The organism is Pseudorhodoferax sp. Leaf267 (assembly GCF_001422405.1).
Classification (GTDB): Bacteria; Pseudomonadota; Gammaproteobacteria; order Burkholderiales; family Burkholderiaceae_C; genus Pseudorhodoferax.
Genome location: NZ_LMMV01000001.1, coordinates 507,418 through 530,822, shown reverse-complemented (window position 1 = coordinate 530,822; position 23,405 = coordinate 507,418). Strand labels below are relative to the sequence as shown.

Here is a 23,405-nt window from a genome sequence, read left to right as displayed (position 1 = left end):
CGCGCGCATCTTAAGCGCGCGGAGCGGCCAGAATTTGGCCGTCCTTTAGTGGAAATCCCGACTGCGGCTGCGCAACTGCCCCAGCCGGCCCAGCAGCGGCGTGAGGTCCTTGAGCCGCTCGGCGACCAGGTGCTGGACCTGGCCGCCGCTGTCCACGTCGCGCTGCCACAGGCCTTCGACGGCCAGCAGCCGGGCGTTCATGAGCGGCGCGCGCTGGAGCTCGCGCACCCGCGGCCAGACGATCACGTTGACGGGCCCGGTCTCGTCCTCCAGCGTTACGAAGATCGTGCCGTTGGCCGTGCCGGGCTGCTGGCGCACGGTGACCAGGCCGGCCGCGCGCACGCGCCGGCCGTGTGGCAGATCGCGCAGCTGGTCGGCGTTCAGGATGCGCGAGCGCGCCAGCCGTTCGCGCAGCAGCGCCAGCGGGTGGCGGCGCAGCGTGAGGCCGGTCGCGTCGTAGTCGAACAGGATCTCTTCGCCCTCCCGGGCGGCAGGCAGCGCCAGGGAGGGCTCGTGCACCGGGGCGCCACGCAGCAGCACCGGCGCGCGGTGGCGCGAGGCCGCCTCCCAGGCCTGCTGGCGGCGGTGGCCGGCCAGGCTGGCCAGCGCGTCGGCGGCGGCCAGCGCGTCGAGCTCGCGGCGGTCGAGCACGGCGCGCAGGGACAGGTCTTCGACACTGGCGAACGGGCCGGCCTGGCGGGCGGCCACGATGCGCCGGGCCGCGGCCTCGTTGAAGCCCTTGACCAGGCGCATGCCCAGGCGCACGGCGGGCTGGCCCTGTGCGGCGGGCTGGGCGCGCACGCCGGGCGCGTCTTCCAGCGCGGCGTCCCAGTCGCTGTGCGAGACGTCGACGGCGCGCACCGCGATGCCGCTGCGCCGCGCGTCCTGCACCAGTTGCGAGGGGGCGTAGAAGCCCATGGGCTGGGAGTTCAGCAGCGCGGCCAGGAAGGCGGCCGGCTCGTGGCACTTGAGCCAGCTGCTGGCGTAGGCCAGCAAGGCGAAGCTGTAGGCGTGGCTTTCGGGGAAGCCGTATTCGCCGAAGCCACAGACCTGCTTGTAGATGCGTTCGGCGAATTCGAGGGTGTAGCCACGGCTTGTCATGCCGTTCACCAATTCGTCATGCCAGGGGGTGATGTCGCCCTCCTTCTTCCAGGCGGCCATGGCGCGGCGCAGCTTGTCGGCCTTGCCTGCGGTGAAACCGGCGGCGTCCACGGCCAGTTGCATCACCTGTTCCTGGAAGATGGGCACGCCCAGCGTGCGCTCCAGCGCCGGCCTGAGCGCCTCCTTCTCGTAGTGGATCGGAAGCCCCTTGTCGCGCCGCTCGCGCGCCTTGAGGTAAGGGTGGACCATGCCGCCCTCGATCGGCCCGGGCCGCACGATGGCGACCTCGACCACCAGGTCGTAGAACACGCGAGGCTTCAGGCGCGGCAGCATGGACATCTGGGCCCGGCTCTCGATCTGGAACGTGCCCACGGTGTCGGCGCGGCAGATCATGTCGAAGGTGGCCTCGTCCTTAATCGGGATGCCGGCCAGGTCCCACTGCGTGCCGCGCAAGCGGTTCACGAAGTCCAGGCAGCGGCGCAACGCGGTGAGCATGCCCAGGGCCAGCACGTCGACCTTCATGAGGCCCATGCGCTCCAGGTCGTCCTTGTCCCACTGGATGACCGAGCGGTCTTTCATGGACGCCTTCTCGATCGGCACCAGGCTGGTGAGCCGGCCCTCGGTCAGCACGAAGCCGCCCACGTGCTGGCTCAGGTGGCGCGGGAAGCCGCGCAGCTGGTCGGTCAGCACCAGCCACTGCGCCACGCGGCGCGGATCGATGCCGATCTGCAGCTCGTCGACCAGCTGCTCCAGCCGCTCGCCGATCAGCGCGGCGTCGAACCAGTGGTGCTCCTTGGCGAAGGCATCGACCAGCGCGGCCGGGATGCCCAGGGCCGTGCCCACGTCGCGGATGGCGCTGCGGCGGCGGTAGCAGATGACCACGGCCGCGATGGCCGCGCGGTCGGCGCCGTACTTGCGGTAGATGTACTGGATGACTTCTTCGCGCCGCTCGTGCTCGAAATCCACGTCGATGTCGGGTGGCTCGTTCTGGCGCTCCTTGCTGATGAAGCGCTCCATGAGCGGGTGCGAGTCCTCGGGGTTGGCGGCCGTGATGCCCAGGCAGTAGCAGACGACCGAATTGGCGGCCGAGCCGCGGCCCTGGCACAGGATGCCCTCGGCCCGAGCGAAGCGCACGATGTCGTGCACGGTGAGAAAGAACATCTCGTACTGGCAGTAGGCGATGAGGCTCAGTTCCTTCTCGACCAGCGCACGGATGCCCGGCGGCATGCCGTCGGGGTAGCGCAGCCGGGCGGCCTCGGCGTAGGTGAGCTGGCGCAGGGCCTCGGTGGGCGTCAGGCCGCTCGGCAATGTTTCGCGCGGGTAGCGGTAGGCGATCTCGTCCAGATCGAACTGGCAGCGCTCGCGCACCGTCTCGGTGGCGGCCAGCAGCTCGGGCGGATAGAACTGCTGCAAGGCCACGCGCGGGCGCAGGCGGCGCTCGGCGTTGGGCTCCAGCGCGAAGCCGCACTCGGCCACGGGCTTGCCCAGGCGCACGGCTGTCAGCACGTCCTGCAGGCGCTTGCGCACGCGTGCGTGCATGAGTACGCCGCCGGCGGCCAGCAGCGGCACATCGGTCAGCGTGGACAGGCGGCGCAGCCGGTCCAGCCACTGGGCATCGTCGGCCGCGCCCACCAGCTCGACCGCCAGCCACAGGTGCCGGCCGAACAGCGCGCGCAGGCGGCGCAACTCCGTGCGCAGCAGCAGTTCGTCCGGTGCCGGGTGGCGCGCCGGCACATGCAGGATCTCGCAATGCGTGAGCGTGCCCCAGCCGTCGCTCCAGTCCACGTGGTAGTCGCCCTTGGCGACGTGCTGGTGGCGGCGCGCGTGCGAGATCAGTTCGCACAGCTGGCCCCAGCCGACCAGGTCGTGCGGCAGCACCACCAGCCGGCAGCCGGGCAAGGCGAATTCGCTGCCGGGCAGGAACTGGAAATCGCGCTGGTAGGTGATGCCGGGCTGGGCCTGCTCGGCCTCCTGGAGCATGGCCCGATAGTCCTTGAGCGCCATGTAGGCGCGCACCACGCCGGCGACCGAGCACTCGTCGGTGAGGGCCAGGCCGCGGTAGCCCAGCAGGTAGGCCTGGATGACGAGTTCGTCCGGGTGCGAAGCGCCACGCTGGAAGCTGAAATTGCTCAGGCAATGCAGCTCGGTGTACAGGCCCAGCGGATCGGGCGCACCGGTGACCGGCTGCGGCAGCGGCCACTTGCGGGCTGCGCGCTCCTCCTGTTTCTCCTGCGCGTTGTGCGAGGGATCAGGCATAGGCACCCTGCAGGAACCAGCGCGGCTCGCCCTGCCCGTTGCGGGGCAGCTCCTGGTAGAGCCAGAGCAGGCCCCAGCCTTCGCTGAAGGCCAGCCGGTAGTCGCGCGAGGCGGGCTTGGGCGCGGCCAGGTCCCACCAGCCGGCGCCGTCCAGGCGCTGCGGGCGGGCCAGCAGCTGCAGGCGGCCGTGGAACACGGGCTGGCCGGCCTGCATGGCCAGCGGCAGCGGCTCGCGCAGCAGCCAGGCCGGCTGCAGTGCGGCGTCCGCGGGCAGCGTGGGCGCGGCAGCCGCACCGGCCGCATGCGCCGGCACCCAGCGCTGCATGCATTCGGGCCGGTGGTCGGCCACGAGGCGCGGCACCAGCACGCGGTCGGCGCCCAGCCGCGCGCCCAGGCGCTCGACAAGTTCGTGCAGGCGCTCGCCCTTGGCCTGGTCTTCGGGCAGCAGGCTGGCGTTGCGGCCGGCCAGCACCTCGGTCTGCAGGGTGCGCAACCGCAGGTGGTTGGCCGGGGCGGCCAGCGGAGTGCGCTCCAGTTGCTCGGCGAGCAGGCGGCGGATGTGCGCCATGTCCTGCGTGGCCTGGCTGGTGCGCACGGGCAGGCTGGCGGTGGGCGGCAGCAGCACGCCGTCCATGCGGCGCAGGTCGTAGGTCCACTGCAGTTCCAGTGCCACCACGCCGCGCTGGCCGGCGCGCAGCCAGGCCTGCAGCGCACCCAGCAGGCGCTGGGCGGTCCACATGAGTTCGGGGGCGTTGTCGGCCAGGGCCGGCAGCTCCAGGTTCTGGTCGAACACGGGGGGCAGCTGGCACCAGGTGAAGGCCTCGGGGCGATCGCCGTAGGCCATGTCCAGCGCGTCCAGCAGCGCCGCCCCGAAGCGCCGCGCCACGCCGGCCCGCGGCAGCGCGCGCAGGCTGCCCCAGTCGCGGCAGCCGACGCGCTCGAGCACGGCCAGCGCGCCCTGGGCAGCGGCCAGGGTGTCCAGCGGCAGGCCGTCGGGCACGCGCGCCGGCCGTGGCCGCTCGCCCAGCTTGAGCCGCAGCAGCGCCAGCGCCACGCGTGCCGTGGGCGCCTGGGCCCAGGCCTGGCAGTCCGGCAGCAGCGCGGGGCGCAGCAATTGCGCCAGCAGCGCGCGCAGCCCGCCCCACAGGCGCAGCGAGACCGACACATCGAGCAGCACGCAGCCCTGCTCCAGCGCCACGCGCGGCGTGAACTGCAGGGCCTGCCAGCACCAGGCGGCCTGCTGGTCCTCAGGCGGTGACAGCGCGATCCAGCACATGCGGGGCGTCCTGCGCTGCAGCCGGCAGGCGCTGCGCGCGGCGCTGGGCCAGCGCGGCCAGCGGCTGCGCATGGGCAGCCAGCGCGAGCGGTGCGGCCATGGGCGGGCCGCGGCGTTTGAAGACCTGCACCTGCAGCGCATCGCTGCCGTCCAGCAGCAGCCGCAGCGGCGCGGGCGAGCCTTCCTGCTGCACGGCCGCCGGGCGGAACGCGAACAGCGGCCGGCCGTGGTCGATGGCGATCAGGTGCAGCCGGCGCAGCAACTCGGGCCGCGCCTGCGGCAGCCAGGCCAGCACGGCCGGCACGTCGGCGCAGCGCAGCGCCTGCTCGGCGGCCCACAGCCGCGCCTTGGCGTCGAGCGCCTGCACCCACAGCAGCTGCGACGGCGCCAGGCCCTGGGCCGCCAGCGCGGGCGCGAAGGGCTGCAGGCCGTCGGGCCCGCCGACCAGCACCACCGGGCCACCGGCCTGCCCGGCCAGGCGCGCAAGGGCCGGCATCAGCACGCGCCAGTCGTGGCAGGCCGCGCGCGTTTGCAGCAGCTCGGTGAGGCCCGCCGCGGGCCAGCCGCCACCAGGCAGCTCGGCGTCCAGCGTCGCATGGCCGCTGGGCAGCACAGCCGCCCCGGCCCGGCCCAGCGCGTCGCCGCGCCAGACGTCGGGCCGCTCGGGCAAGACGCTGGTGTCGGTGAGATGGTGGCGGGCTGGCATAAAACACTGGATATTTGAACAGCATTATGCAGGGGTGCCCGAACGAATCAAGGCTTTTCCGGCCGGGCCTCTCGCGGCCACCTGTCTCATGGACGTCACAGATCACTGCGCCGAGCGCCGTTCTCTCCCATGGACTGGTTACAATCTTAATGCGAACTATTGCTAATAACTTTTCGACCGGCCTGTGATCTAACACGCAGCCGTTGCGCAGGCGTGCCGGCGCGCACGCGCGGCGCCCGTACCGCCAACCTTTTTGACACCACCACCTGGAGCCACCATGCCTTCGCGCCTTGCCACACCATCCGCACAACCGAACGGTGCCGACCGACCCGAAACCCCTGCACCTGCCAGCGCCATGCTGCCCCTGGGCGCCATTGCTGCGGGCTTCGGGCTCGTCATGGCCTCCTGTGCGGCAAGCGCACAGACCGCCCCCACACCGCCCGCGCCACCGACCGCTGCTGCCACGCTGCCCGAGGTGAAGGTTCGTGCGCAAGCCGAAGAGAACGCCAAGGAAACGCTGCAGACCAACAAGTCCACCATCGGCAAAGGGCAGCAGGACATCCGCGACATCCCGCAATCGCTGACCGTGATGACCGAAAGGCTGATCGACGATGCCAAACTGGACACCTTGCGCCAGGCCTTGCACTACACCGCCGGCATCACCTTCGCCGCCACCGAAAACGGCACCGACCAGGACATCCGCATGCGCGGCTTTCCCGTGGCCACCACGGGCGATCTGTTGATCGACGGCATGAAGGACCCGTCGCAATACGACCGCGACAGTTTCAACTACGACCGCATCGAGGTGTTGCGCGGTTCGGCGTCCATGCTGTTTGGCCGCGGGTCCACCGGCGGCGTCATCAACCAGGTGACCAAACAGCCCAAGCTCATCACCGAGCAGGAGGTCGTCACCACCGTGGGCACTGGCGGCAACGTGCGGGTGACCGGCGACTTCAATGCCATCGTCGGCGAGAACGCGGCCCTGCGTGTGAACGTCATGAAGCAAAAGGCCAGCAACTTCGGGGCCGAGATCGACAAGGAAGGCATCGCGCCCACGTACCGATGGGGCATCGGCACGGCCGATGAGTTCTCCGTCGGCCTGTTCTATCTGAACGTGGACAACGTGCCCATGTCTTCGCTGCGCTACCTGTCCGGCGGTGTTGCCGAAGGAATTTCGGCGCGCAATTTCTACGGCACCGACAGCGACTACCTGCGCGGTGAGGCCACCTACGGTGCGGCCTCGTGGACCCACCGCTTCGGCAACGGCGGCGGCCAGCTGCGCACGCAACTGCGCAGCGGCGTCTTCAACCGCGCCAGCTGGAACACGACGGCCGGCTACTGCGGCGTCGCGCTGACGGCCACCGGAACCTGCCCCGCGGGCACGCCCGCGGTCACTGCCGCCACACTGACCGACCAGACCGCCATGACGCGCAGCGGCCTGGCGCCGCGCAAGGACAAGATCCGCGGCACCTACCTGCAGAGCGACTACAGCAACACGTTCAACTGGCTCGGCCTCAAGAACGAGCTGTTGACCGGCTTCGACATGGCGCGCGAATCGGCCGACCGCTTCGTCGCGGTCACCGGCAACGGCCTGCCTGGCACCAATTTCAACAAGGGCGGCACGGCGGTCAACACCCCGGACAACGGCACACAGCTCGCCGTCAGCCCCGTCTACCGCCAAGGCAGCGACTACGCCGGCCGCGCGTATGGCGCCTATGTCCAGGACGTGATGAGCCTCACGCCCCAGTGGAAGCTGCTCGGCGGTCTGCGCTACGACAGCTTCAAGGCCGACATGAACAGCATCAGCGCGGCCGCGGTGACGACCTCCAGCAGCCTGTCGTACTCGTCCCTGTGGAGTTCGCGCTTCGGGGTGCTGTTCCAGCCTTCTGCCACGCAGTCCTACCACGTCTCCTACGGCACCTCGTTCAACACCTCGGCAGACACCTACCAGTACACGACGCAGCAGATCGCCGACGTCCCGGCCGAGAAGAGCCGCAATATCGAGATCGGCGCCAAGCTCGACTGGCTGGACGGCCAGCTGTCGACACGGGGCGCACTGTTCCGCACCACGAAGTACAACGAGCGCACCACCGACTCCGACTTCGCCGGCACATTCCCCGTGCTGTCCGGCCAGCGCCACTCGCAAGGCGTGGAACTGGACGTGGTGGGCAAGATCACGCCCGCGCTCGAGGTCTACATGTCGTATGCCTACACCCATGAAGCCAAGATCGACAAGGTCGGCACGGCGGTGGCAGCCGGCATCGTGGGATCGCCCGTCGGCCTGACACCCAAACACAGCGGCGCGACCTGGATCAGCTACCAGTTGACCCCGAAGTTCCGCGTGGCCGGCGGCGCCCGTGGCGCAGCCAAGAACCGGCCCCTGCAGGGCACCACCGGTGCGGCGTCCACCACGGCAGCCGCGCCGGGATACGTGGCTTACGATGCCATGGTCGAGTATTTGTTCAACGACAACGTGTACGCACAGATCAACGTCAGCAACCTGACCAACAAGGTCTACGGCGACCAGCTCTACCCTGGCTTCTACACGCCAGGCGAAGCGCGCACTGCCAAGCTGACCGTCGGCGTCAAGTTCTGATCCGAAAGGAGCCTGCCCCATGCTCGTGCACGTCCACCAGGTCCTGACGCCCGACGAACTGCGCCAGGCCTGGCAGATCCTGCAGGCCGCCCCCTGGGGCGACGGCAGGGCCACGGCGGGCGAGCAGTCGGCGCAGGCCAAGAACAACCGGCAACTGCCCGAGTCCTGCGAGGCCACGCAGCAGCTGCAGACGATCGTCCTCGCAGGCCTCGGCCGGCATGCGCTGTTCTTTTCCGCGGCGCTTCCCAAGCAGATCTCCCCGCCGCTGTTCAACCGGTACGAAGGCAACGCCAACAGCTTCGGCAACCATGTGGACAGTGCCGTGCGCTACCTGCCCGGCGGCGAGGGCCGGGTCCGCACCGACGTGTCCTGCACGCTGTTCCTGTGCGACCCCGACAGCTACGAGGGCGGCGAGCTGGTCATCGAGGACACCTACGGCCAGCACAGGATCAAGTTGCCCGCCGGCGACCTGATCCTCTACCCCGGCCACAGCGTGCACCGTGTCGAGCCCGTCACCGCCGGCGCGCGCATCGCCAGCTACTTCTGGGTCCACAGCATGGTGCGCAGCGATGCGCATCGGCGCCTGCTGTACGACATGGACCAGCACCTGATGCGCCTGCGCAGCAACGTGGGCGAGACCGACCCTGCCGTCATCGGGCTCACCGCGACCTACCACAACCTGCTGCGCATGTGGCTGGAGTTCTAGGAGCGTGAGCGGCATGGACGAGGCCAACCGATCAACCCGCACGATGCACGACGCCAGCGTGCTGGCCCCGCTCGCGCAGATTCCGCCCGACATCCGCTGCGCAGCGGACTACGAGACGCTCGCGCCCCGCTTCCTCCCCGCGCCGCGCATGGCCTACATCGCCGGGGGCAGCGGTGCGGGCCACACCGTGGCAGCCAACCGCGTCGCGTTCGACGCCTGGGCCATCTGGCCGCGCGTGCTGCGCGACGTGACGCACGGCCATCTGGCCTGCACGCTGGGAGGCGAGGACTTCGCCCACCCGCTGCTGCTGGCGCCGGTCGCCTACCAACGGCTGGCGCACCCGGCCGCAGAAAGAGCCTCGGCGCAGGCCGCGCAGGCGCTGGACGCAGGCCTGGTCAGCAGCACGCTGGCCACCTGCACGCTGGAGGACATCGCCGCCGCGGCCGGCCCGCGCCGCTGGTTCCAGCTCTACTTCCAGCCGCGGCGCGACGCCACGCTGGGCCTGCTGCGGCGCGCCGAGGCTGCCGGCTACGGTGCCGTCGTCGTCACACTGGACGCCAGCATCCAGGCCGCCAGCCACACCGCGCTGGCGGCAGGCTTTCGCATGCCGGACGACTGCGTGCCCGCCAACCTGCTGGGGCATCCCGCTGCGCCACAGCGCACGCTGGCGCCGGGCCACAGCCGCGTGTTCCAGGGGCTGATGGCCGAGGCACCCACCTTGCAGGACCTCGATTGGCTGCTGGAGCAGGCGCGCGTGCCGGTCTGGGTCAAGGGTGTGCTGCACCCTGATGACGCGGCCCTCTTGCGTGCGCGCGGCGTGCGCGGTCTGGTCGTCTCCAACCATGGCGGCCGCGGGCTGGACGGTGCACCGGCCAGCCTGACCGCGCTGCCTGCCGTGCGCGCAGCCGTGGACGTCGACTACCCACTGCTGTTCGACGGCGGCATCCGCAGCGGCGCCGACGTGTTCAAGGCCCTGGCCCTGGGCGCGGACGCCGTGCTGCTGGGCCGGTTGCAGGTCTACGCGCTGGCCGTGGCCGGCGCGCTGGGCGTGGCCCACATGCTCAAGCTGCTGCGCGAAGAGCTCGAGGCGACCATGGCCCTGGCCGGCTGTGCCACGCTGGCCGACATCACGCCTGCCACGCTGGCGCGTCTGTGACGGGCGGGATGGCGCAGGCCAGCCCATAAAATCCGCCCTCCCCACGCTACCGGCCGCCGCCATGCGAAGGCGAGCGGTTCCACCATGTCCCTGCTTTCCCACCAGCTCGAACTGCTCGCGCCCGCACGCGACGCCGACATCGGCATCGCGGCCATTCACCACGGCGCCGACGCGGTCTACATCGGCGGCCCCGGTTTCGGCGCGCGCGCCTCGGCCGGCAATGCCATTGGCGACATCGAGCGCCTGTGCCGCGAGGCGCACCGCTTCAACAGCAAGATCTTCATCACGCTGAACACCATCCTGCGCGACGACGAGCTCGAGCCCGCGCGCCAGATGGCCTGGGACGTCTACCACGCCGGTGCCGACGTGCTGATCGTGCAGGACATGGGCCTGCTGGCGCTGGACGGCATGCCACCCATCCAGCTGCACGCCAGCACGCAGACCGACATCCGCACGCCCGAGAAAGCACGCTTCATGCAGGACGCCGGCTTCTCGCAGATCGTGCTGGCGCGCGAGCTCACGCTGCAGCAGATCCGCGCCATCCACCAGGTGCTGGACCCGCAGCGCAGCCAGCTCGAGTTCTTCGTGCACGGCGCGCTGTGCGTGGCCTACAGCGGCCAGTGCTACATCAGCCATGCCCATACCGGCCGCAGCGCGAACCGCGGCGACTGCTCGCAGGCCTGCCGCCTGCCCTACCAGGTGGTGGACAGCAAGGGCGGCTTCGTCGCGCACGACAAGCACGTGCTGTCGATGAAGGACAACAACCAGTCCGCCAACATCGCCGCACTGGTCGATGCCGGCGTGCGCAGCTTCAAGATCGAGGGCCGCTACAAGGACATGGCCTACGTCAAGAACATCACGGCGCATTACCGCAAGCTGATCGACGAACTGATCGAGGCGCGCGAGATGGACCCGGCGCACACACCGCTGGCCCGCGCGTCGAGCGGGCGCACCACCTTCAGCTTCACGCCCGACCCGAACCAGAACTTCAACCGCGAGTTCACCGACTATTTCGTCAACGGCCGGCAGGACGACATCGGCGCCTTCGACACGCCCAAGAACCCGGGCCAGGCCATCGGCTGGGTCACGCAGATCGGGCCGAACTGGGTCGAGCTGGAAACGACGGACGCCGCGACCATCCTGCACAACGGCGACGGCCTGTGCTACTACGACCTGCACAAGGAACTGGTCGGCATGGCCATCGACCGCGCCGAGCCGGCGTCGGCCACCAAGCTGAACCGCTGGCGCGTGTTCCCCAAGGACGATGTGGCCGGCCTGCGCGATTTGCATAACTTGCGAATAGGCACCGAGATCAACCGCAACCGCGACATGGACTGGGTGCGCATGCTGGACAGGAAGTCCAGCGAGCGGCGCATTGGCGTGTGGGTGCAGTTCAGCGACACGGCCGACGGCTTTCGCCTGCAGCTGACCGACGAGGACGGCCACAGCGCCGAGGCCCGCGCGCGCCACGCGCATGAGCCCGCGCGCGATGCGGCCAAGGGGCTGGCCAGCCTGCGCGAGCACCTGGGCCGCTTCGGCGCCACCGACTTTGCGCCGCTGGACATCGCCATCGCCCTGTCACAGCCCTGGTTCGTGCCGGCTTCGCTGCTGAACCAGCTGCGCCGCGATGCCTGCGAGGCGCTCGAGGCCGCGCGCTTGGCCGCTTACGAACGCCCATTGCGCGCCGCACCCGTGGAGCCGCCCGCGCCCTACCCCGAGGACACGCTCACGTATCTCGCCAACGTCTTCAACGACAAGGCGCGCCAGTTCTACGCGCGCCACGGCGTGCAGGTGATCGCTGCGGCCTACGAGAGCCACGAGGAGGAAGGCGAGGTGTCCCTCATGATCACCAAGCACTGCGTGCGCTTCTCGCTCTCGCTGTGTCCCAAGCAGGCCAAGGGCGTGACGGGTGTGCAGGGCACGGTGCGCGCCGAGCCGCTGGCGCTGATCAACGGCAAGGAGAAGCTCACGCTGCGCTTCGACTGCAAGCCCTGCGAGATGCACGTGGTCGGAAAGATCAAACGCGCCGTGCTGAACGAGGCCAAGGCGCAGCCGATGACCTTCTACAAGGCGCGGCCGGGGGCGCAGGCCGCGCATTGAGCCTGCGCACAGGCGCCCCCAGGCAGTCGGCTGCGCTGGAATCTGGCTCGGGCACCTCGTTGGGCGCGGCGGCAAACTCCAACGTGCGGCTCGCGCTGAAGTCGACGTAGTCGATGTAGTCGGAGGGGCTGCCGGTGACGCCCATGTCCAATGCATCCAGCGTACGCACGTGGTAGCCGTTGGTCGCGGAGCTGACGGTGAGCGTCGTGCCCGAGCCGCCCTTGCCAGTCTCCAGGAACCGGAACAGATTGTTGCCCAGGTACTGCACCTGGCCCTTGGCGGCCGAAGTGGCAGGGTCGATGCCGAACATGACCTGGTCCCGCGCGCTCGCAAGCATCAGGTTGGTCCCGTTCCACAAGCCCACCTGGAAATCGACCGCATGGCAGCATCGTTGGAGTTGCCGAAGTCGATGACGCGGATGCTGCTGCCGGCAACGCTGTAATCCTCGACGTTGGAATCGAGCAGCCGGCTCCCGAGGTCGATACGCCAGCTCGTCTGGGCGAGAGCCTTCTCCGTCAGGGTAGTGCGGGCGAGTCGCTCGCCAGTCGCGTTCGGGCGAAATTGCGCCACGCCATTGACGGCCAGTGCGGCGCCGCCGCCCGCTGCAGACACCGCGGCGCCAGACGCGCGGTCGTACCACATGATTTGGGCGTCGTTCGCACTCGCGGATCATGCATGCGCGGCGTGCGCAAATCACCGGCCAAATCGATTGCGCCGACCGCGCGAAACTGCACATTTGGGCTGGGCTTGCGCGTGGACCGTCACAATCTCGTGACTTGTCCAGCTCAGGTCATTGGGCCGCAGTCGCCCATCCACCCCACCCCATGCCCCGATTCCTGCACACCGCCGACTGGCAGATCGGCCGCCAGTTCGCCACGCTGTCGCCCGAGAACGCGCCCATCCTGGCCGATGCCCGCATCGATGTCGTCCAACGCCTGGCCCAGCTCGCCACCCTGCAAGGCGTGGACGCCGTGCTGGTCGCCGGCGACGTGTTCGATGCGCAGACCGTGTCCGAGCGCACGATCCGGCGCCTCTTCAACGCGCTGGCCGGCTTCCCCGGCCCCTGGCTGCTGCTGCCCGGCAACCACGACGCGGCGTTGGCCGAAAGCGTGTGGACGCGCGCGCAACGCCTGGGCGCCGTGCCACCCAATGCCCACCTGCTGCTGGCGCCCGATGTGCAGGTGTTCGAGGCCCAGGGCTTCGCCGTGCTGCCCGCGCCGCTCACGCAGCGCCACACCCACAACGACCTGACCGACTGGTTCGACAGCGCCGCCACGCCCGCCGGCCTGCTGCGCATCGCGCTGGCACACGGCAGCGTGCAGGGCATCCTGGCCGACAGCATCGACGCAACGAACCCGATCGCACCCGACCGCGCCACGCGCGCGCGGCTGGACTACCTGGCCCTGGGCGACTGGCACGGCATGAAACGCATCGACGTGCGCACCTGGTACGCCGGCACACCCGAACCCGACCGCTTTCGCGACAACGCGCCCGGCCAGGCCCTGGTCGTGGACATCGCCGCGCCCGGCGCCGAGCCCCAGGTGCAGCCGGTCACGGTCGGCCAGTTCCGCTGGCGCCAGATCGATGCCGCGCTGCAGGTGCCGAGTGATCTGGACGCGGTGCTGCAGCAACTGGCCGGCGTGGCCGCGCAGGACGTGGTCGACCTGCGCCTGCACGGCGCGCTGGACCTCGCCGCGCACGCGCAGCTGGCCGCTGCCATTGGTGAAGCCGAAGGGCGAGCCCGCCATCTGCAGGCCGACCTGGCCGGCCTGCAACTGGTGCCCACCGATGCCGACATCGCCGGCCTGCAGGCCGACGGCTATCTGGGCGACGTCATCGCCGAGCTGCGCCTGGAAAGCGCCGGCAGCACCGACGACGCCCGCACGGCACAGGACGCTTTGGCGCTGCTGACCGCCACCCTGGCGCAACGAGGAGCGAACATGGCCCCCACGCGCATCGCTTCGCGAATCGCGGCCCCCCAAGCGGGTGCCGCCATGCCTTCGGGCGGCCGGGCGGCATTGCCATGAAACTCACCCGCTTGCGCGTCGAGCAACTGCGCCGCTTCCGCCAACCGCTGGAGCTACAAGGCTTCGACGCTGGCCTGAACATCCTGGCCGGCCCCAACGAGGCCGGCAAGAGCACGCTGGTGCGCGCCATCCGCGCCGCGTTCTTCGAGCGCCACAAGTCCAGCATGGTCGAGGACCTGCGGCCGTGGGGCGAAGGCAGCAGCGCCGCGCCGCGCGTGGAGATCGACTTCGAGCTGGACGGCCAGCCGCACCAGCTGGTCAAGAGCTTCCTGGGCAAGAAGCGCTGCACCCTGCGCGTCGGCACGCGCCAGCTCGACGGGACCGAGGCAGAAGACCATCTGGCTCAGCTGTTCGGCTTCGGCTTCGCACCCAAAGGCGCGAGCAAGCCCGAGCACTGGGGCATCCCCGGCCTGCTGTGGGTCGAACAAGGCACGGGCCAGGAGCTGGACGTGCGCCATGCGCGCGACCACCTGCACGACGCATTGCAAGACGGCGTCGGCGACCAGGCCGGCGCACTCGCCGCCACGGGCGGCGACGCGCTGCTGGACGATCTGCGTGCGCAGCGCAGCCTGCTGCTGACCGGCACCGGCAAGCCCCGCGCCGACTACGAGGCCGCCGCCAAAGCCATCGACCAGCACCAGGCCGAACTGCAAACGCTAGACACCCAGATCGCGCATTACCGCCAGCAGGTCGACCAGCTCGCCACCTGGCGCGCCCAGCACGCGCAGGAGGCCGCCGACCGCCCCTGGGACGCACTGGACCTGCAACTGCAAGTCGCACTCGCGCAGCAGCAAACGCTCAAGGCCGACCAGCAGCAACTGGCGACCGACCGCGCACGGCTGGCCGAGCTGGAGCAGACGCGCCAGCTGCTGGCCCAGCAACTCGCTGCCCTCGACCGGCAGCAGGCCGACGCCGCCGCCCGCACGCAGGCCCTGGCCGCCGCCGACGCGCAGCGCGCCACGGCCAGCGCAGCCGTGGCCGCCGCGCAGCAGCAGGCCGATGCCGCCCAAGCCCGCGCGCAGGTCGCCCGCACGCAATGCCGCGAAGCCCGGCAGCAAGCCGCGCGCGCCGGCCTCATCGAGCAGGTGGAAGCGGCTCGCGCCGATGCCGAGCGCCAGGCCCAGGCCCTCGCGCGCGCCGACGACGCACAGGCCCGTTGTTCGGCGCTGCGCGCCCGCATCGCCGCGCAACCCGCCATCACCGAGCCGCAACTGCTGCAACTGCGCAAGCTCGAACGCACGCTCGGCGACGCCGCGCTGCGCCGCCAGGCCGTTGCCACGCGGCTGGCCTACCAGTTGCCGGGCGGCCAGCGCATCGGGCTGACCAGCCGGGGTGCCGAGCACGCACTGCAAGGCCAGGGCGAGCAACTATTGGACGCGCCCGCCACGCTGCACCTGGAAGGCGGCGGGCAGCTGCACATCACCCCGGGCGGGCAGGACCTGGCCAAGCTTGCCGCCGCGCACCAGCAGGCACAGGACGCACTGCAGCACGCGCTGGCCGCGCTCGTCCTGGCCGACCTGGCCGAAGCGGAAACGCGGCTGGCCGCCTGCAACGCGTTGAAGGCCGACCTGCAGCTGGCCGAGCAGGCCCTGGCCATCGTCGCGCCGCACGGCATCGACCACCTGCGCGCCGCCGTGGACACCGCCCGCAGCCGCGCGCAGGCCGCGCAGGACGCCGTCTCGCGCCTGCCGCTAGCCGCCGACGCCCGACCCCTGCCGCTGCCCGAGGCTGAAGCCGCGCAGCAAGCCGCCGACCAGGCCGAGCAGGCGGCGCTGGCCGCGCTGGCCACGGCGCGCCAGCACGACGCCGCCGCGCAGAGCCGCCACGACGCCGCGCAGCGCGAGCAGCAGGCCGCGCACGCCGCGCTGGCCGACCCGGCCCACGCCCAGCGCCGCACGCAGGCGCAGCAGCAACTGCTGGCCACCGGCGCCGAGCACCAGGCCGTGGACGCACGCGCCGCGCAGGCCAGCGCCGCCCTGCAGTCGGCCCGGCCCGACATCGTGGCGCAGGACATCGCGCGGCTGCAGCGCAGCGTGGACGCACTGCAGCGCGCGCACCGCCAGCGCCACGAAGACATCCTCGTGCTGCAGACCAGCCTGCAGCAGGCCGGCGCCCAGGGCCTGGAAGAAGAGCGCGCGGCCGTCGCCGGCCAGCACGCACGCGCCCAGCGCCGCTGCGAAGAACTGCGCCGCCGCGCCGCCGCGCTCGACCTGCTGTGCCGCAAGCTGGAGGCCCGCCGCCAGGCCACGCTGGCTCGGCTGCAGGCGCCTTTGCAGCAGCGCCTGCAGCACTACCTGCCCCTGCTGTTGCCTGGCGCCACCGTGCAGATGGACGCGCAACTCGCGCCCGGCCTGTTGACGCGCCCTGCCACCAGCGGCGCCACCGAGTCCGGCCAGGTCGCCGACCTTTCCTTCGGCGCGCGCGAGCAGCTCGGCCTGATCAGCCGCTTCGCCTACGCCGACCTGCTGCAGCAGGCCGGCCGGCCCACGCTGCTGATCCTGGACGACGCCCTCGTGCACAGCGACAGCGCGCGCCTGGCGCAGATGAAGCGCGTGCTGTTCGACGCGGCGCAGCGGCACCAGGTGCTGCTGTTCACGTGCCATCCGGAATCGTGGCGGGACATGGGGGTGGCGGTGCGGGCGCTGCAAGAAGGCAACTGAAGGCAACCTACTGGAAGATCCGGATGTAGCTCTTGGTCAGGCTCGGATCGCGTGTCTTCATCCAGACGCCATCGCCCGATGCGCTGTCGCGCTCGCCTTTGCCGTTGGTGTTGCCTTCGATGGTCCGCACCGGATCGCCGGGCGAGCGCTGGTCTTCGATGACCAGGCCGATGTGTGAGAAGTCGAACACCACGAAGTCACCGGCGCGCGCCAGCTCGCGCTCGCCCAGCAGCGGCAGGCCATGGCTGCGTGCCCATTTCTCCCAGCCGAAGGCACTCGCATCGCGGCAGCGCAGCTTTTCGGCCTGCGCCAGCGTGATGGGCGGGCGCTTCAGATAGCCGCTCAGGAACTCGCGCGCGCCCTCCTCCTCCAGCAGCTCACGCATCAGCCAGCACGTGAAGGCGGCGCACCATGGCCAGGCGCCGGGCTGCAGCCAGGTCGCGCCCTGGTATTCGACGATGCGCGCCCCCGTGTTGTTGACACTGTCTTCGCGCGTACCGACCTCGCGCGTGGCCAGGTCGATCAGCCGTTCGATCATGGGATTCATGGTGCCCCTTTCAGGTTGGACAAGCTGGGCATCACAGCACGCCGGCCGCTGTGGCACATCCCCACAACTGCGGACGCGTCCACGCCGGCGGCATATGCGCCGCGCGGCTAAGCATCCGCGCAAAGCTTCGTTGGGCGGCGGGCATGCGCTGCGCACAATGGCCGCATCACTTCAGGAGCACCCCCCTTGGCCACCCTCCGACTCGGCGACACCGCCCCCGACTTCACCCAGCCATCCAGCCTCGGACCCATCGCCTTCCACGCGTGGGCCGGCGACAGCTGGGTCGTGCTGTTCTCGCACCCTGCCGACTTCACGCCCGTGTGCACGACCGAACTCGGCAAGACCGCCGCGCTGTCGGGCGAGTTCGCCAGGCGCGGCGTCAAGCCGATTGCCATCAGCGTCGACCCGGTGGACAAGCACCAGCAGTGGATCGCCGACATCGACGAGACGCAGAACACGCAGGTGCAGTTCCCCATCCTGGCCGACGCGGACCGCAAGGTGTCCGAGCTGTACGACCTGATCCACCCGAACGCGTCGGCCACGGCCACCGTGCGCAGCGTGTTCATCATCGACCCCAGCAAGGTGGTGCGCGCCACCATCACCTACCCGGCCAGCACGGGCCGCAACTTCGACGAGATCCTGCGCGTCATCGACTCGCTGCAGCTGACCGACAGCCACAAGGTCGCCACGCCTGCGAACTGGAAGGACGGCGACGACGTCGTGATCATCCCCAGCCTGCAGGACCCGGCCGAGCTCGCGCAGCGCTTTCCCAAGGGCTACACCGCGGTGCGCCCTTACCTGCGCATCACGCCCCAACCGAACCGCTGACGGCGCGCCGAGCATGCGCACGCTGATCATCCCCGGCTGGCGCAACTCCGGCCCCGGCCACTGGCAGACGCTGTGGGAGCAGCAACTGCCCGACGCCAGCCGCGTGCAGCAGGACGACTGGGCCACGCCCACGCGCCGCGCGTGGGTCGGCGCCGTGTCGCAGGCGGTGCTGGCGCGGCCCGACCCGGTATTGCTGGTGGCGCACAGCCTGGGCTGCATCGTGGTGTCGCACCTGCCCGCGGCCGTGCAGGCGCGGGTGCAGGGCGCGCTGCTGGTGGCCCCGGCCGACCCGGAGCGGCGGGCCGTGCTGCAGGACTTCGCGCCCGTGCCCTACCAGCGGCTGCCGTTCGCGAGCATCGTGGTCGCCAGCACCAACGACCCCTATTGCCCGGCCCGGCTGGCGGGTGCGTATGCGCGCTCATGGGGCAGCGCGCTGGTCAAGCTGCCCGATGCGGGGCACATCAACGTCGCGTCGGGGTTCGGCCATTGGCCCGAGGGGCTGGAGTTGTTGCGGTCGCTGGCGACGGCGCCGCGCGCTGCCATCGCGGCCGGCCAGGCCCAGGCCGCCTGAGGCCCACGCGCGGCGCGCCGCGGCTCAGGGCCAGGCCGTGCAGACCTCGTCGATGGCCGCCAGCGTCTCGGTGATGGCAGCCTGGCCGCCCAGGCGCATGAGTGGACTGTCGCCCAGGCGGTTCGCACCCAGGGCCGCATGGTGGGCCAGCGCCACATGCGCCAGGCCCTGGCACAGCGCGAGCATCATCAGTGCTTCGGGCCGTGTCTGCTGCGCAGCCAGCGCCAGCACCTGCCGCATCCAGGGCCACAGCTGTGGCGTGGGCACGCAGGGCGCCACCGCGGCGCGCAGGCCGGCCTGCAAGCCCTGGTCCTCGAGCGCGCCGATGGTGGCCAGGCCCTGGTCGCGCTGCGTGGCCGGCATGGGGCCGCCGAACACGAGGAGCAGCACGCAGGCAACCGCTTGCAACGCGTCCCCGGCCATGTCGCTGTTGGCGTCCAGGCATGCGTGGGTGGCAGAGAGCAGCTCGTCGGCCGGCGCGCCCCGCACGAACGCCTGCATGCAGTCCAGTGCTGCCAGCAGGCCGGCGCGAACGCCGGCGTCGGCCATGCCGTCGGCATCCGCGCGCAGGCGCGCGGCCGCGGCCTCGAACGTGTCCGGTGGCCGGAACGGCAACAGCAGCAGCTGCGCCAGGACGGCGGCGTCCGCGCCGGAGGACGACTGGGCCAGCAGCAGTGCGTCTTCGATCAAGGCGGACCAGCGCGGCTGCGGCAGGCGCGGCGCGACCAGGCCTAGCAGCAACGCGCGCGCAGGGAGTTCGGACGCGCCCGCCGTGGCGCTGGCCGCCGCCTCCAGCACGGCCGTGCGCCGCGGCTCCGGCACGCTCTGCGCGCGCAGCATCAGCACCAGCGTTTGCGCCGCGACCAGGCCATCGCGGGCTGCGCCGCCGGTGGGCACGTGCAGCAACTCGGCAGCCGGCGGCAAGGCGGCGCCATGGCGGATCACCGCTTGGGCCACGGCCCGCGCGGCCTCGTCGCCCACATTGAGCGTCAGCTCCAGGGCCTGGGCCAGGCTGTCCTTGCGGCCGGCGGCGTGCAGCCGGGGCAGGAGCTGGGCCAGCACCTCGGCGCGCGCACGTGGGCCATCGATGCATGCGGCCCAGGCCACAGCCTCGCCCAACGCCGCTTCTGGGAGCAGCGCCACGCATGCCGGCAGGATGGCGGCCATGCGCTCGGGCGCTGCGCCGCGCAAGGCGGCGACCAGGCGATCGGGCGGCAACTGCGGCGCCAGCGCGACGAAGGCACTTCTCGCCTCGGCGTCGTCGCGCTGCAGCACGGTGTCCAGTGCCCGCTCCAGCAGGGCCGGCGGCAGCGTGCCGAGGCCGCGCAAGGCAGCGTCCTGGTAGGCGCGCCGCTCCATGGTGAGCACGGCATGCAGCATGTCGGCGATGTCGAGCTCGCCGCGCGCCACGAGTGCGCGCAAGGGCTTGTCCACACCCCCACCGGCGGTCGCGAGCATGGCCTGCAGCAGCGCGTCGAGCAGCCCGCGGTCCAGCAATGGCGCCAGCCATTGCGCCAAGTGGGCGGCGCTGCTGGTGCCGGCGTCGCAGGCCCGCAGCGCTTTCAGGGCGCTGCGCTGCAACGCCGCCGGCAGCTTGCCACCGTAACGTGCGGCCACCGCGGCCAGCACGTGGTCGAGCCCCAGGCCCGCGTGGGCGATGCTGGCGCGCAGGACGCGGCCCAGCAGGCGGGTGGGCACACGCGCGGCGAGGACCTGGAGCATGCGGTTGGCGAACAGCGACGGCCGGGCCACGACCTCGTCGAGCAGCACGCGCAGCGCGGCAGCATCCAGGTATGGCACGACGCCCTGGATGTTGCGGCTCGTGCCCCAGTCGTCCCAATTCAGCGCCAGCAAGGGCGTGACGAAGGCTGGGGGCAAGCGCCCGCCGCGCCGCTGCACGAGTGCCGCAGCCACCCGGTCGGCGTGGTAGCGCCTGGCCGCCACGCCAGCCTGCAGCACCTCGACCAACAGGTCCTGGTGCCCGCGCAGCGCCAGCGTCTCCAGCATGGCGTCGCCCCAGAGCGACTCGTGCCGTGCGATCTGCGCCATGGCAAAGCGCTGTACGTCGACGTTCAGCCGCGGCGCCAGCAACGCGATGAGCCAGTGCGCGCCCAGGCTGCCCCAGTCAGCGTGCGTGAGCAGCGCCCGCATGTCCTGCGGCGTCAGGTCCGCCTGATCCGCGTAGCGCTCCAGCCGGATCGATTCATGGAAGTCCAGCGCCGGCACGGGCGCAGCTGCCGCCTGCGCCGCGGGCGCGGCTGGGGGGCCGTGGCCTGCCAGCGCGACGCGGTCCCATTGCGCGGCCGGCACATGCGGCTGCAAGGCATGCAGCGCCGAGGCGCGCGCCGGGCCTTGCAGCACGCTCGCGTCCGCCAGGGCATCTTGGTAAGCACCCGCCTGCAGGCCCGGCGGCAAGCGGGCGGCGACAGCCATGCGGTAGTCGTGGCGCGCCCCGGGGTCGGCGATCCCGTCGGCCAGGGCCAGGGCCTGCTGCTGCAAAGACTGTGGCAGCAGATGGATGAACGCACCGATCGCCCTGGCGCGTTCCTTCTCGGGCTTGAGCTGCGCCAGGTGCAAGGCACGCGCCGGCGCGATCTGCCCGCCCTGCAGGAAGGCGGCCAGCACCTCGCCGGTCGCGTCCAGGCCCGTGCTGCGGATGGAGCTGAGCAGCAGCGCGCAGCGCACCTGCCCGCCCAGCCCGTGCCTGGCGTGGCGCAGCACGGCCGGGTTGTCGTCGGCAGCCGCACGCAGGGCCTGCGCCACGGATTCCAGGTCGCGCGCATAGCCGCGGTAGTCGCCCTCGTGGCGCTCCCAGGCCGCGCGCCAGCCCGGGTCCAGCAACGCAGCCCAGTCGTCCAGCGGCGTAGTGGCGCCACCTTCCGCCAGATGCTGCACGCAGAAGAGCAGCACATAGGACGGCGCCTCGTGTGGCGCCAGCCGTCCGTCATTGAGGCTGTGCACCGTCTCTCGGATCCAGCCCGCAAACGCCGCCCGGGCCGCGCGCACGAGGCCACCGCCGGCCAGCACCTCCTGCTGCAGCACCGTCGCCAGCTTGGGATGGGCCAGCACATAGCCCGCCCCCTGGGCGTCGCCCAGGATGAACCGCTGCAGCGGCTCGACCGTGGCGGGCTTGAAGAACAAGGGCTGGCGGCCCGGCAAGGTGCGCTGCACGATGCCTTCCAGATCCGCCAGCTGCAGCGGGCCGTGTGCGCAGGACAGAACGGCCAGGATGGCATCGAGCAGGCCTTCGTCCAGGGGCCGCCCCTGCGCTGCCCACTCCCTGCTCTGGTCGTCCATCCATTGCGCGATGTAGGCGGAAAAACCTGGTTGCAGTTGGCGCAACTGATCCGGCCGCAGCCGGGCCGCGTCGGCACCCCGGGCCTGCAGATCCTGCGCGTAGAACTGCAGCACCAGGGGATCTCCGCCGTCGGACAGGCGGTACAGCTCCTGCACGACGTCCCCATCCCTGGACAAAGGGCCGATCTGCAACTGCATGCTCTCCAGCAGGTCGGCAACGCCGTCGCGCGTGAGCGGGCCGACCCGCAGCGTGCAGGCCTGCGCATGCGGCGGCGCCCAGCCCAGCCGGCCCAGCCATTTGCCGGCGCCCCGGTCACCCGCCAGCTCGCGAGCGGCCACCATGATGCGCAGCACAGGGCTGTCGGCCTGCGCCAGCACCGAGGGATGGATCTGCCAGCCGCGCGCCTCGTCCAACCCATCGACCACGACCAGGCAGGGGCGCGTGCCCGCGCCGATGCGGGCCAGGCACCGCGCGACCTGGCTGCGGTAGTGCAGCACGGGGCTGCCACTGGCCGGCGGCAGCAGTTCACCCAGGTGCGCGGCCAGCTCCGCGGCCAACGCCTCGTAGAACGTCAGTTCCTCGTTGGTCCCGGCCCGGATGCTGACGGGCACGAAGATACAGGCCCAGTCGCGCCCGAGTTGCGCCATCCACCGGATCAGCAGGGCCGTCTTGCCGCGCCCCGCGGGCGCATGCACGAGCAGGTGGGACGACATGGCACGGCCCGCCAGCAGCGGCGGCGCACCGGCCTCGGGGCGGCCTTCGAGCCAGGCGTTCAAGGCCTCCATCTCACGCGCACGCCCACCGAAAGGCACGGGCGCGTCCGGCGCGCCGAGGTACTGCGCCCTGAGCCAGCCGACCGGGCCGCGAAAGCCCTGCAACCTGGCCTGCAGGGCCTGGTGTTCGGCCAGGTCGGACGGCCGGTCCAGCAGCTCCTGGAGATAGACCGCCTGCACCTGCGACACCAGATCGTGGTCGCTGACGAACTGGATCTCGGCATGGCGGCCGGATGCCTCCAGGCGCGCCAGGTGCTCCTGCTGGGCCTGCACCTGCGCCGCGTCGAGCCGGTAGCCCGCGCTGCGCGGCACGCCAGCGAGAGGCACGGCGATGAACAGCTTGCGCTTGCGGTACAGCGCCAGCCAGGCCTCCCACTGCGTGTACGACAGACGCGGTGCGCCTGGCGCGAGGAATGGGGCGACTGCGGGCACGGCACGGGCGAAGTCCTCCAGGTCGGCCATGGAGGCCACGGCAGCCCACGGTGCCAATGCGCCCGTCATGTCACCGACCAGATGGACGACCGCATCGCTGGCGCGTACGTAGACGTCGAGCTTGTCCAAGGTCCCATGGCCGCCGGCGATGAAGTGCTCCTGGATCTTCCCGGTCACGTTGGGGCCGTCGAGCTGGCGGTGCAACGCCTTGCGGTAGCTCTCGAACTCGTCGCTGACGCAGGAAATGATGAACTGCAGTTTCGTCACGGCGCGGCCCCGAACGGTGGAATGGCAGGGAGGACGGGCCGGCTCGCCACAGGTGCCGGCCGGAACGGGGACCGATCTTAGTTGGGCACCCGCAGGCCGGGGCGG

Annotated in this window: 15 protein-coding genes; 8 read left to right on the top strand and 7 right to left on the bottom strand. The window is 71.2% G+C overall.

All coding sequences use genetic code 11. From position 1 onward, the window contains the following. Positions 1-45: 45 nt before the first annotated feature. Genes ASF43_RS02315 through imuA form a run of 3 tightly spaced genes read right to left on the bottom strand, consistent with a single transcriptional unit; the run spans position 46 to position 5,339 of the window. Entirely contained in the window at positions 46-3,357 is a 3,312-nt protein-coding gene (locus ASF43_RS02315) for an error-prone DNA polymerase (protein WP_056176065.1), read from the bottom strand. Continuing rightward, positions 3,350-4,633: a DNA polymerase Y family protein gene (locus tag ASF43_RS02310; protein WP_056178026.1), complete on the bottom strand. Its 1,284-nt coding sequence runs from the start codon at positions 4,631-4,633 to the stop codon at positions 3,350-3,352. Before ASF43_RS02310 ends, ASF43_RS02315 begins: the two co-directional genes overlap by 8 nt. Then, positions 4,605-5,339 (bottom strand): translesion DNA synthesis-associated protein ImuA, encoded by a 735-nt coding sequence (imuA, locus tag ASF43_RS02305; RefSeq protein ID WP_056176062.1) that lies wholly within the window; start codon positions 5,337-5,339, stop codon positions 4,605-4,607. Before imuA ends, ASF43_RS02310 begins: the two co-directional genes overlap by 29 nt. A gap of 277 nt (positions 5,340-5,616) precedes the next feature. On the opposite strand from imuA, the gene ASF43_RS02300 reads away from it, so the two are divergent. From ASF43_RS02300 to ASF43_RS02285, 4 genes are all read left to right on the top strand, one after another. Continuing rightward, positions 5,617-7,935 (top strand): TonB-dependent siderophore receptor, encoded by a 2,319-nt coding sequence (locus ASF43_RS02300; protein WP_235578098.1) that lies wholly within the window; start codon positions 5,617-5,619, stop codon positions 7,933-7,935. Between the two features lie 19 nt (positions 7,936-7,954). Further along, on the top strand, positions 7,955-8,641 hold the full coding sequence (locus ASF43_RS02295; protein ID WP_056176057.1) for a Fe2+-dependent dioxygenase: 687 nt from the start codon (positions 7,955-7,957) through the stop codon (positions 8,639-8,641). Positions 8,642-8,654: 13 nt separating this feature from the next. Further along, a complete protein-coding gene (locus ASF43_RS02290) occupies positions 8,655-9,797 on the top strand; it encodes an alpha-hydroxy acid oxidase (protein WP_235578097.1) in 1,143 nt (380 codons plus the stop codon). Between the two features lie 84 nt (positions 9,798-9,881). After that, a complete protein-coding gene (locus ASF43_RS02285; protein WP_056176053.1) occupies positions 9,882-11,897 on the top strand; it encodes a U32 family peptidase in 2,016 nt (671 codons plus the stop codon). Here ASF43_RS02285 and ASF43_RS02280 read toward each other — a convergent pair. Both ASF43_RS02280 and ASF43_RS02275 read right to left on the bottom strand, forming a co-directional pair. Further along, positions 11,815-12,234 (bottom strand): hypothetical protein, encoded by a 420-nt coding sequence (locus ASF43_RS02280; protein ID WP_156373098.1) that lies wholly within the window; start codon positions 12,232-12,234, stop codon positions 11,815-11,817. The two genes, ASF43_RS02285 and ASF43_RS02280, sit on opposite strands and share 83 nt — an antisense overlap. Further along, the gene (locus ASF43_RS02275; RefSeq protein ID WP_056176046.1) at positions 12,234-12,539 is read right to left on the bottom strand and encodes a hypothetical protein; all 306 of its coding nucleotides are present in this window, start codon (positions 12,537-12,539) and stop codon (positions 12,234-12,236) included. The genes ASF43_RS02280 and ASF43_RS02275 overlap by 1 nt, the downstream gene beginning before the upstream one ends. A gap of 182 nt (positions 12,540-12,721) precedes the next feature. Here ASF43_RS02275 and ASF43_RS02270 point away from each other — a divergent pair, with 182 nt between their 5' ends. After that, on the top strand, positions 12,722-13,924 hold the full coding sequence (locus tag ASF43_RS02270; protein WP_056176044.1) for a DNA repair exonuclease: 1,203 nt from the start codon (positions 12,722-12,724) through the stop codon (positions 13,922-13,924). Further along, on the top strand, positions 13,921-16,584 hold the full coding sequence (locus ASF43_RS02265) for an ATP-binding protein (RefSeq protein ID WP_056176041.1): 2,664 nt from the start codon (positions 13,921-13,923) through the stop codon (positions 16,582-16,584). The genes ASF43_RS02270 and ASF43_RS02265 overlap by 4 nt, the downstream gene beginning before the upstream one ends. A gap of 7 nt (positions 16,585-16,591) precedes the next feature. On the opposite strand, the gene ASF43_RS02260 is transcribed toward ASF43_RS02265, so the two are convergent. Beyond that, complete coding sequence (locus tag ASF43_RS02260; RefSeq protein WP_156373097.1) at positions 16,592-17,131, bottom strand: hypothetical protein; 540 nt, start codon at positions 17,129-17,131, stop codon at positions 16,592-16,594. A gap of 186 nt (positions 17,132-17,317) precedes the next feature. Between ASF43_RS02260 and ASF43_RS02255 the strand changes: the two genes are divergently transcribed. Both ASF43_RS02255 and ASF43_RS02250 read left to right on the top strand, forming a co-directional pair. Next, positions 17,318-17,959 (top strand): peroxiredoxin, encoded by a 642-nt coding sequence (locus ASF43_RS02255; RefSeq protein WP_056176036.1) that lies wholly within the window; start codon positions 17,318-17,320, stop codon positions 17,957-17,959. A 13-nt stretch (positions 17,960-17,972) separates the two neighbouring features. Beyond that, complete coding sequence (locus ASF43_RS02250; protein WP_056176033.1) at positions 17,973-18,530, top strand: alpha/beta hydrolase; 558 nt, start codon at positions 17,973-17,975, stop codon at positions 18,528-18,530. Positions 18,531-18,554: 24 nt separating this feature from the next. Here ASF43_RS02250 and ASF43_RS02245 read toward each other — a convergent pair whose 3' ends face one another. Beyond that, the gene (locus tag ASF43_RS02245; protein WP_056176031.1) at positions 18,555-23,300 is read right to left on the bottom strand and encodes a hypothetical protein; all 4,746 of its coding nucleotides are present in this window, start codon (positions 23,298-23,300) and stop codon (positions 18,555-18,557) included. Between the last annotated feature and the right edge of the window lie 105 nt (positions 23,301-23,405).

What these genes read in the sequence shown, in the direction of transcription:
- ASF43_RS02285 (WP_056176053.1), top strand. Translation starts at nt 9,882, where the DNA reads ATGTCCCTGCTTTCCCACCAGCTCGAACTGCTCGCGCCCGCACGCGAC.
- ASF43_RS02290 (WP_235578097.1), top strand. Translation starts at nt 8,655, where the DNA reads ATGGACGAGGCCAACCGATCAACCCGCACGATGCACGACGCCAGCGTG.
- ASF43_RS02300 (WP_235578098.1), top strand. Translation starts at nt 5,617, where the DNA reads ATGCCTTCGCGCCTTGCCACACCATCCGCACAACCGAACGGTGCCGAC.
- ASF43_RS02315 (WP_056176065.1), bottom strand. Translation starts at nt 3,357, where the DNA reads ATGCCTGATCCCTCGCACAACGCGCAGGAGAAACAGGAGGAGCGCGCA.
- ASF43_RS02265 (WP_056176041.1), top strand. Translation starts at nt 13,921, where the DNA reads ATGAAACTCACCCGCTTGCGCGTCGAGCAACTGCGCCGCTTCCGCCAA.
- ASF43_RS02270 (WP_056176044.1), top strand. Translation starts at nt 12,722, where the DNA reads ATGCCCCGATTCCTGCACACCGCCGACTGGCAGATCGGCCGCCAGTTC.
- ASF43_RS02275 (WP_056176046.1), bottom strand. Translation starts at nt 12,539, where the DNA reads ATGTGGTACGACCGCGCGTCTGGCGCCGCGGTGTCTGCAGCGGGCGGC.
- ASF43_RS02250 (WP_056176033.1), top strand. Translation starts at nt 17,973, where the DNA reads ATGCGCACGCTGATCATCCCCGGCTGGCGCAACTCCGGCCCCGGCCAC.
- imuA (WP_056176062.1), bottom strand. Translation starts at nt 5,339, where the DNA reads ATGCCAGCCCGCCACCATCTCACCGACACCAGCGTCTTGCCCGAGCGG.
- ASF43_RS02280 (WP_156373098.1), bottom strand. Translation starts at nt 12,234, where the DNA reads ATGCTTGCGAGCGCGCGGGACCAGGTCATGTTCGGCATCGACCCTGCC.
- ASF43_RS02295 (WP_056176057.1), top strand. Translation starts at nt 7,955, where the DNA reads ATGCTCGTGCACGTCCACCAGGTCCTGACGCCCGACGAACTGCGCCAG.
- ASF43_RS02260 (WP_156373097.1), bottom strand. Translation starts at nt 17,131, where the DNA reads ATGAATCCCATGATCGAACGGCTGATCGACCTGGCCACGCGCGAGGTC.
- ASF43_RS02310 (WP_056178026.1), bottom strand. Translation starts at nt 4,633, where the DNA reads ATGTGCTGGATCGCGCTGTCACCGCCTGAGGACCAGCAGGCCGCCTGG.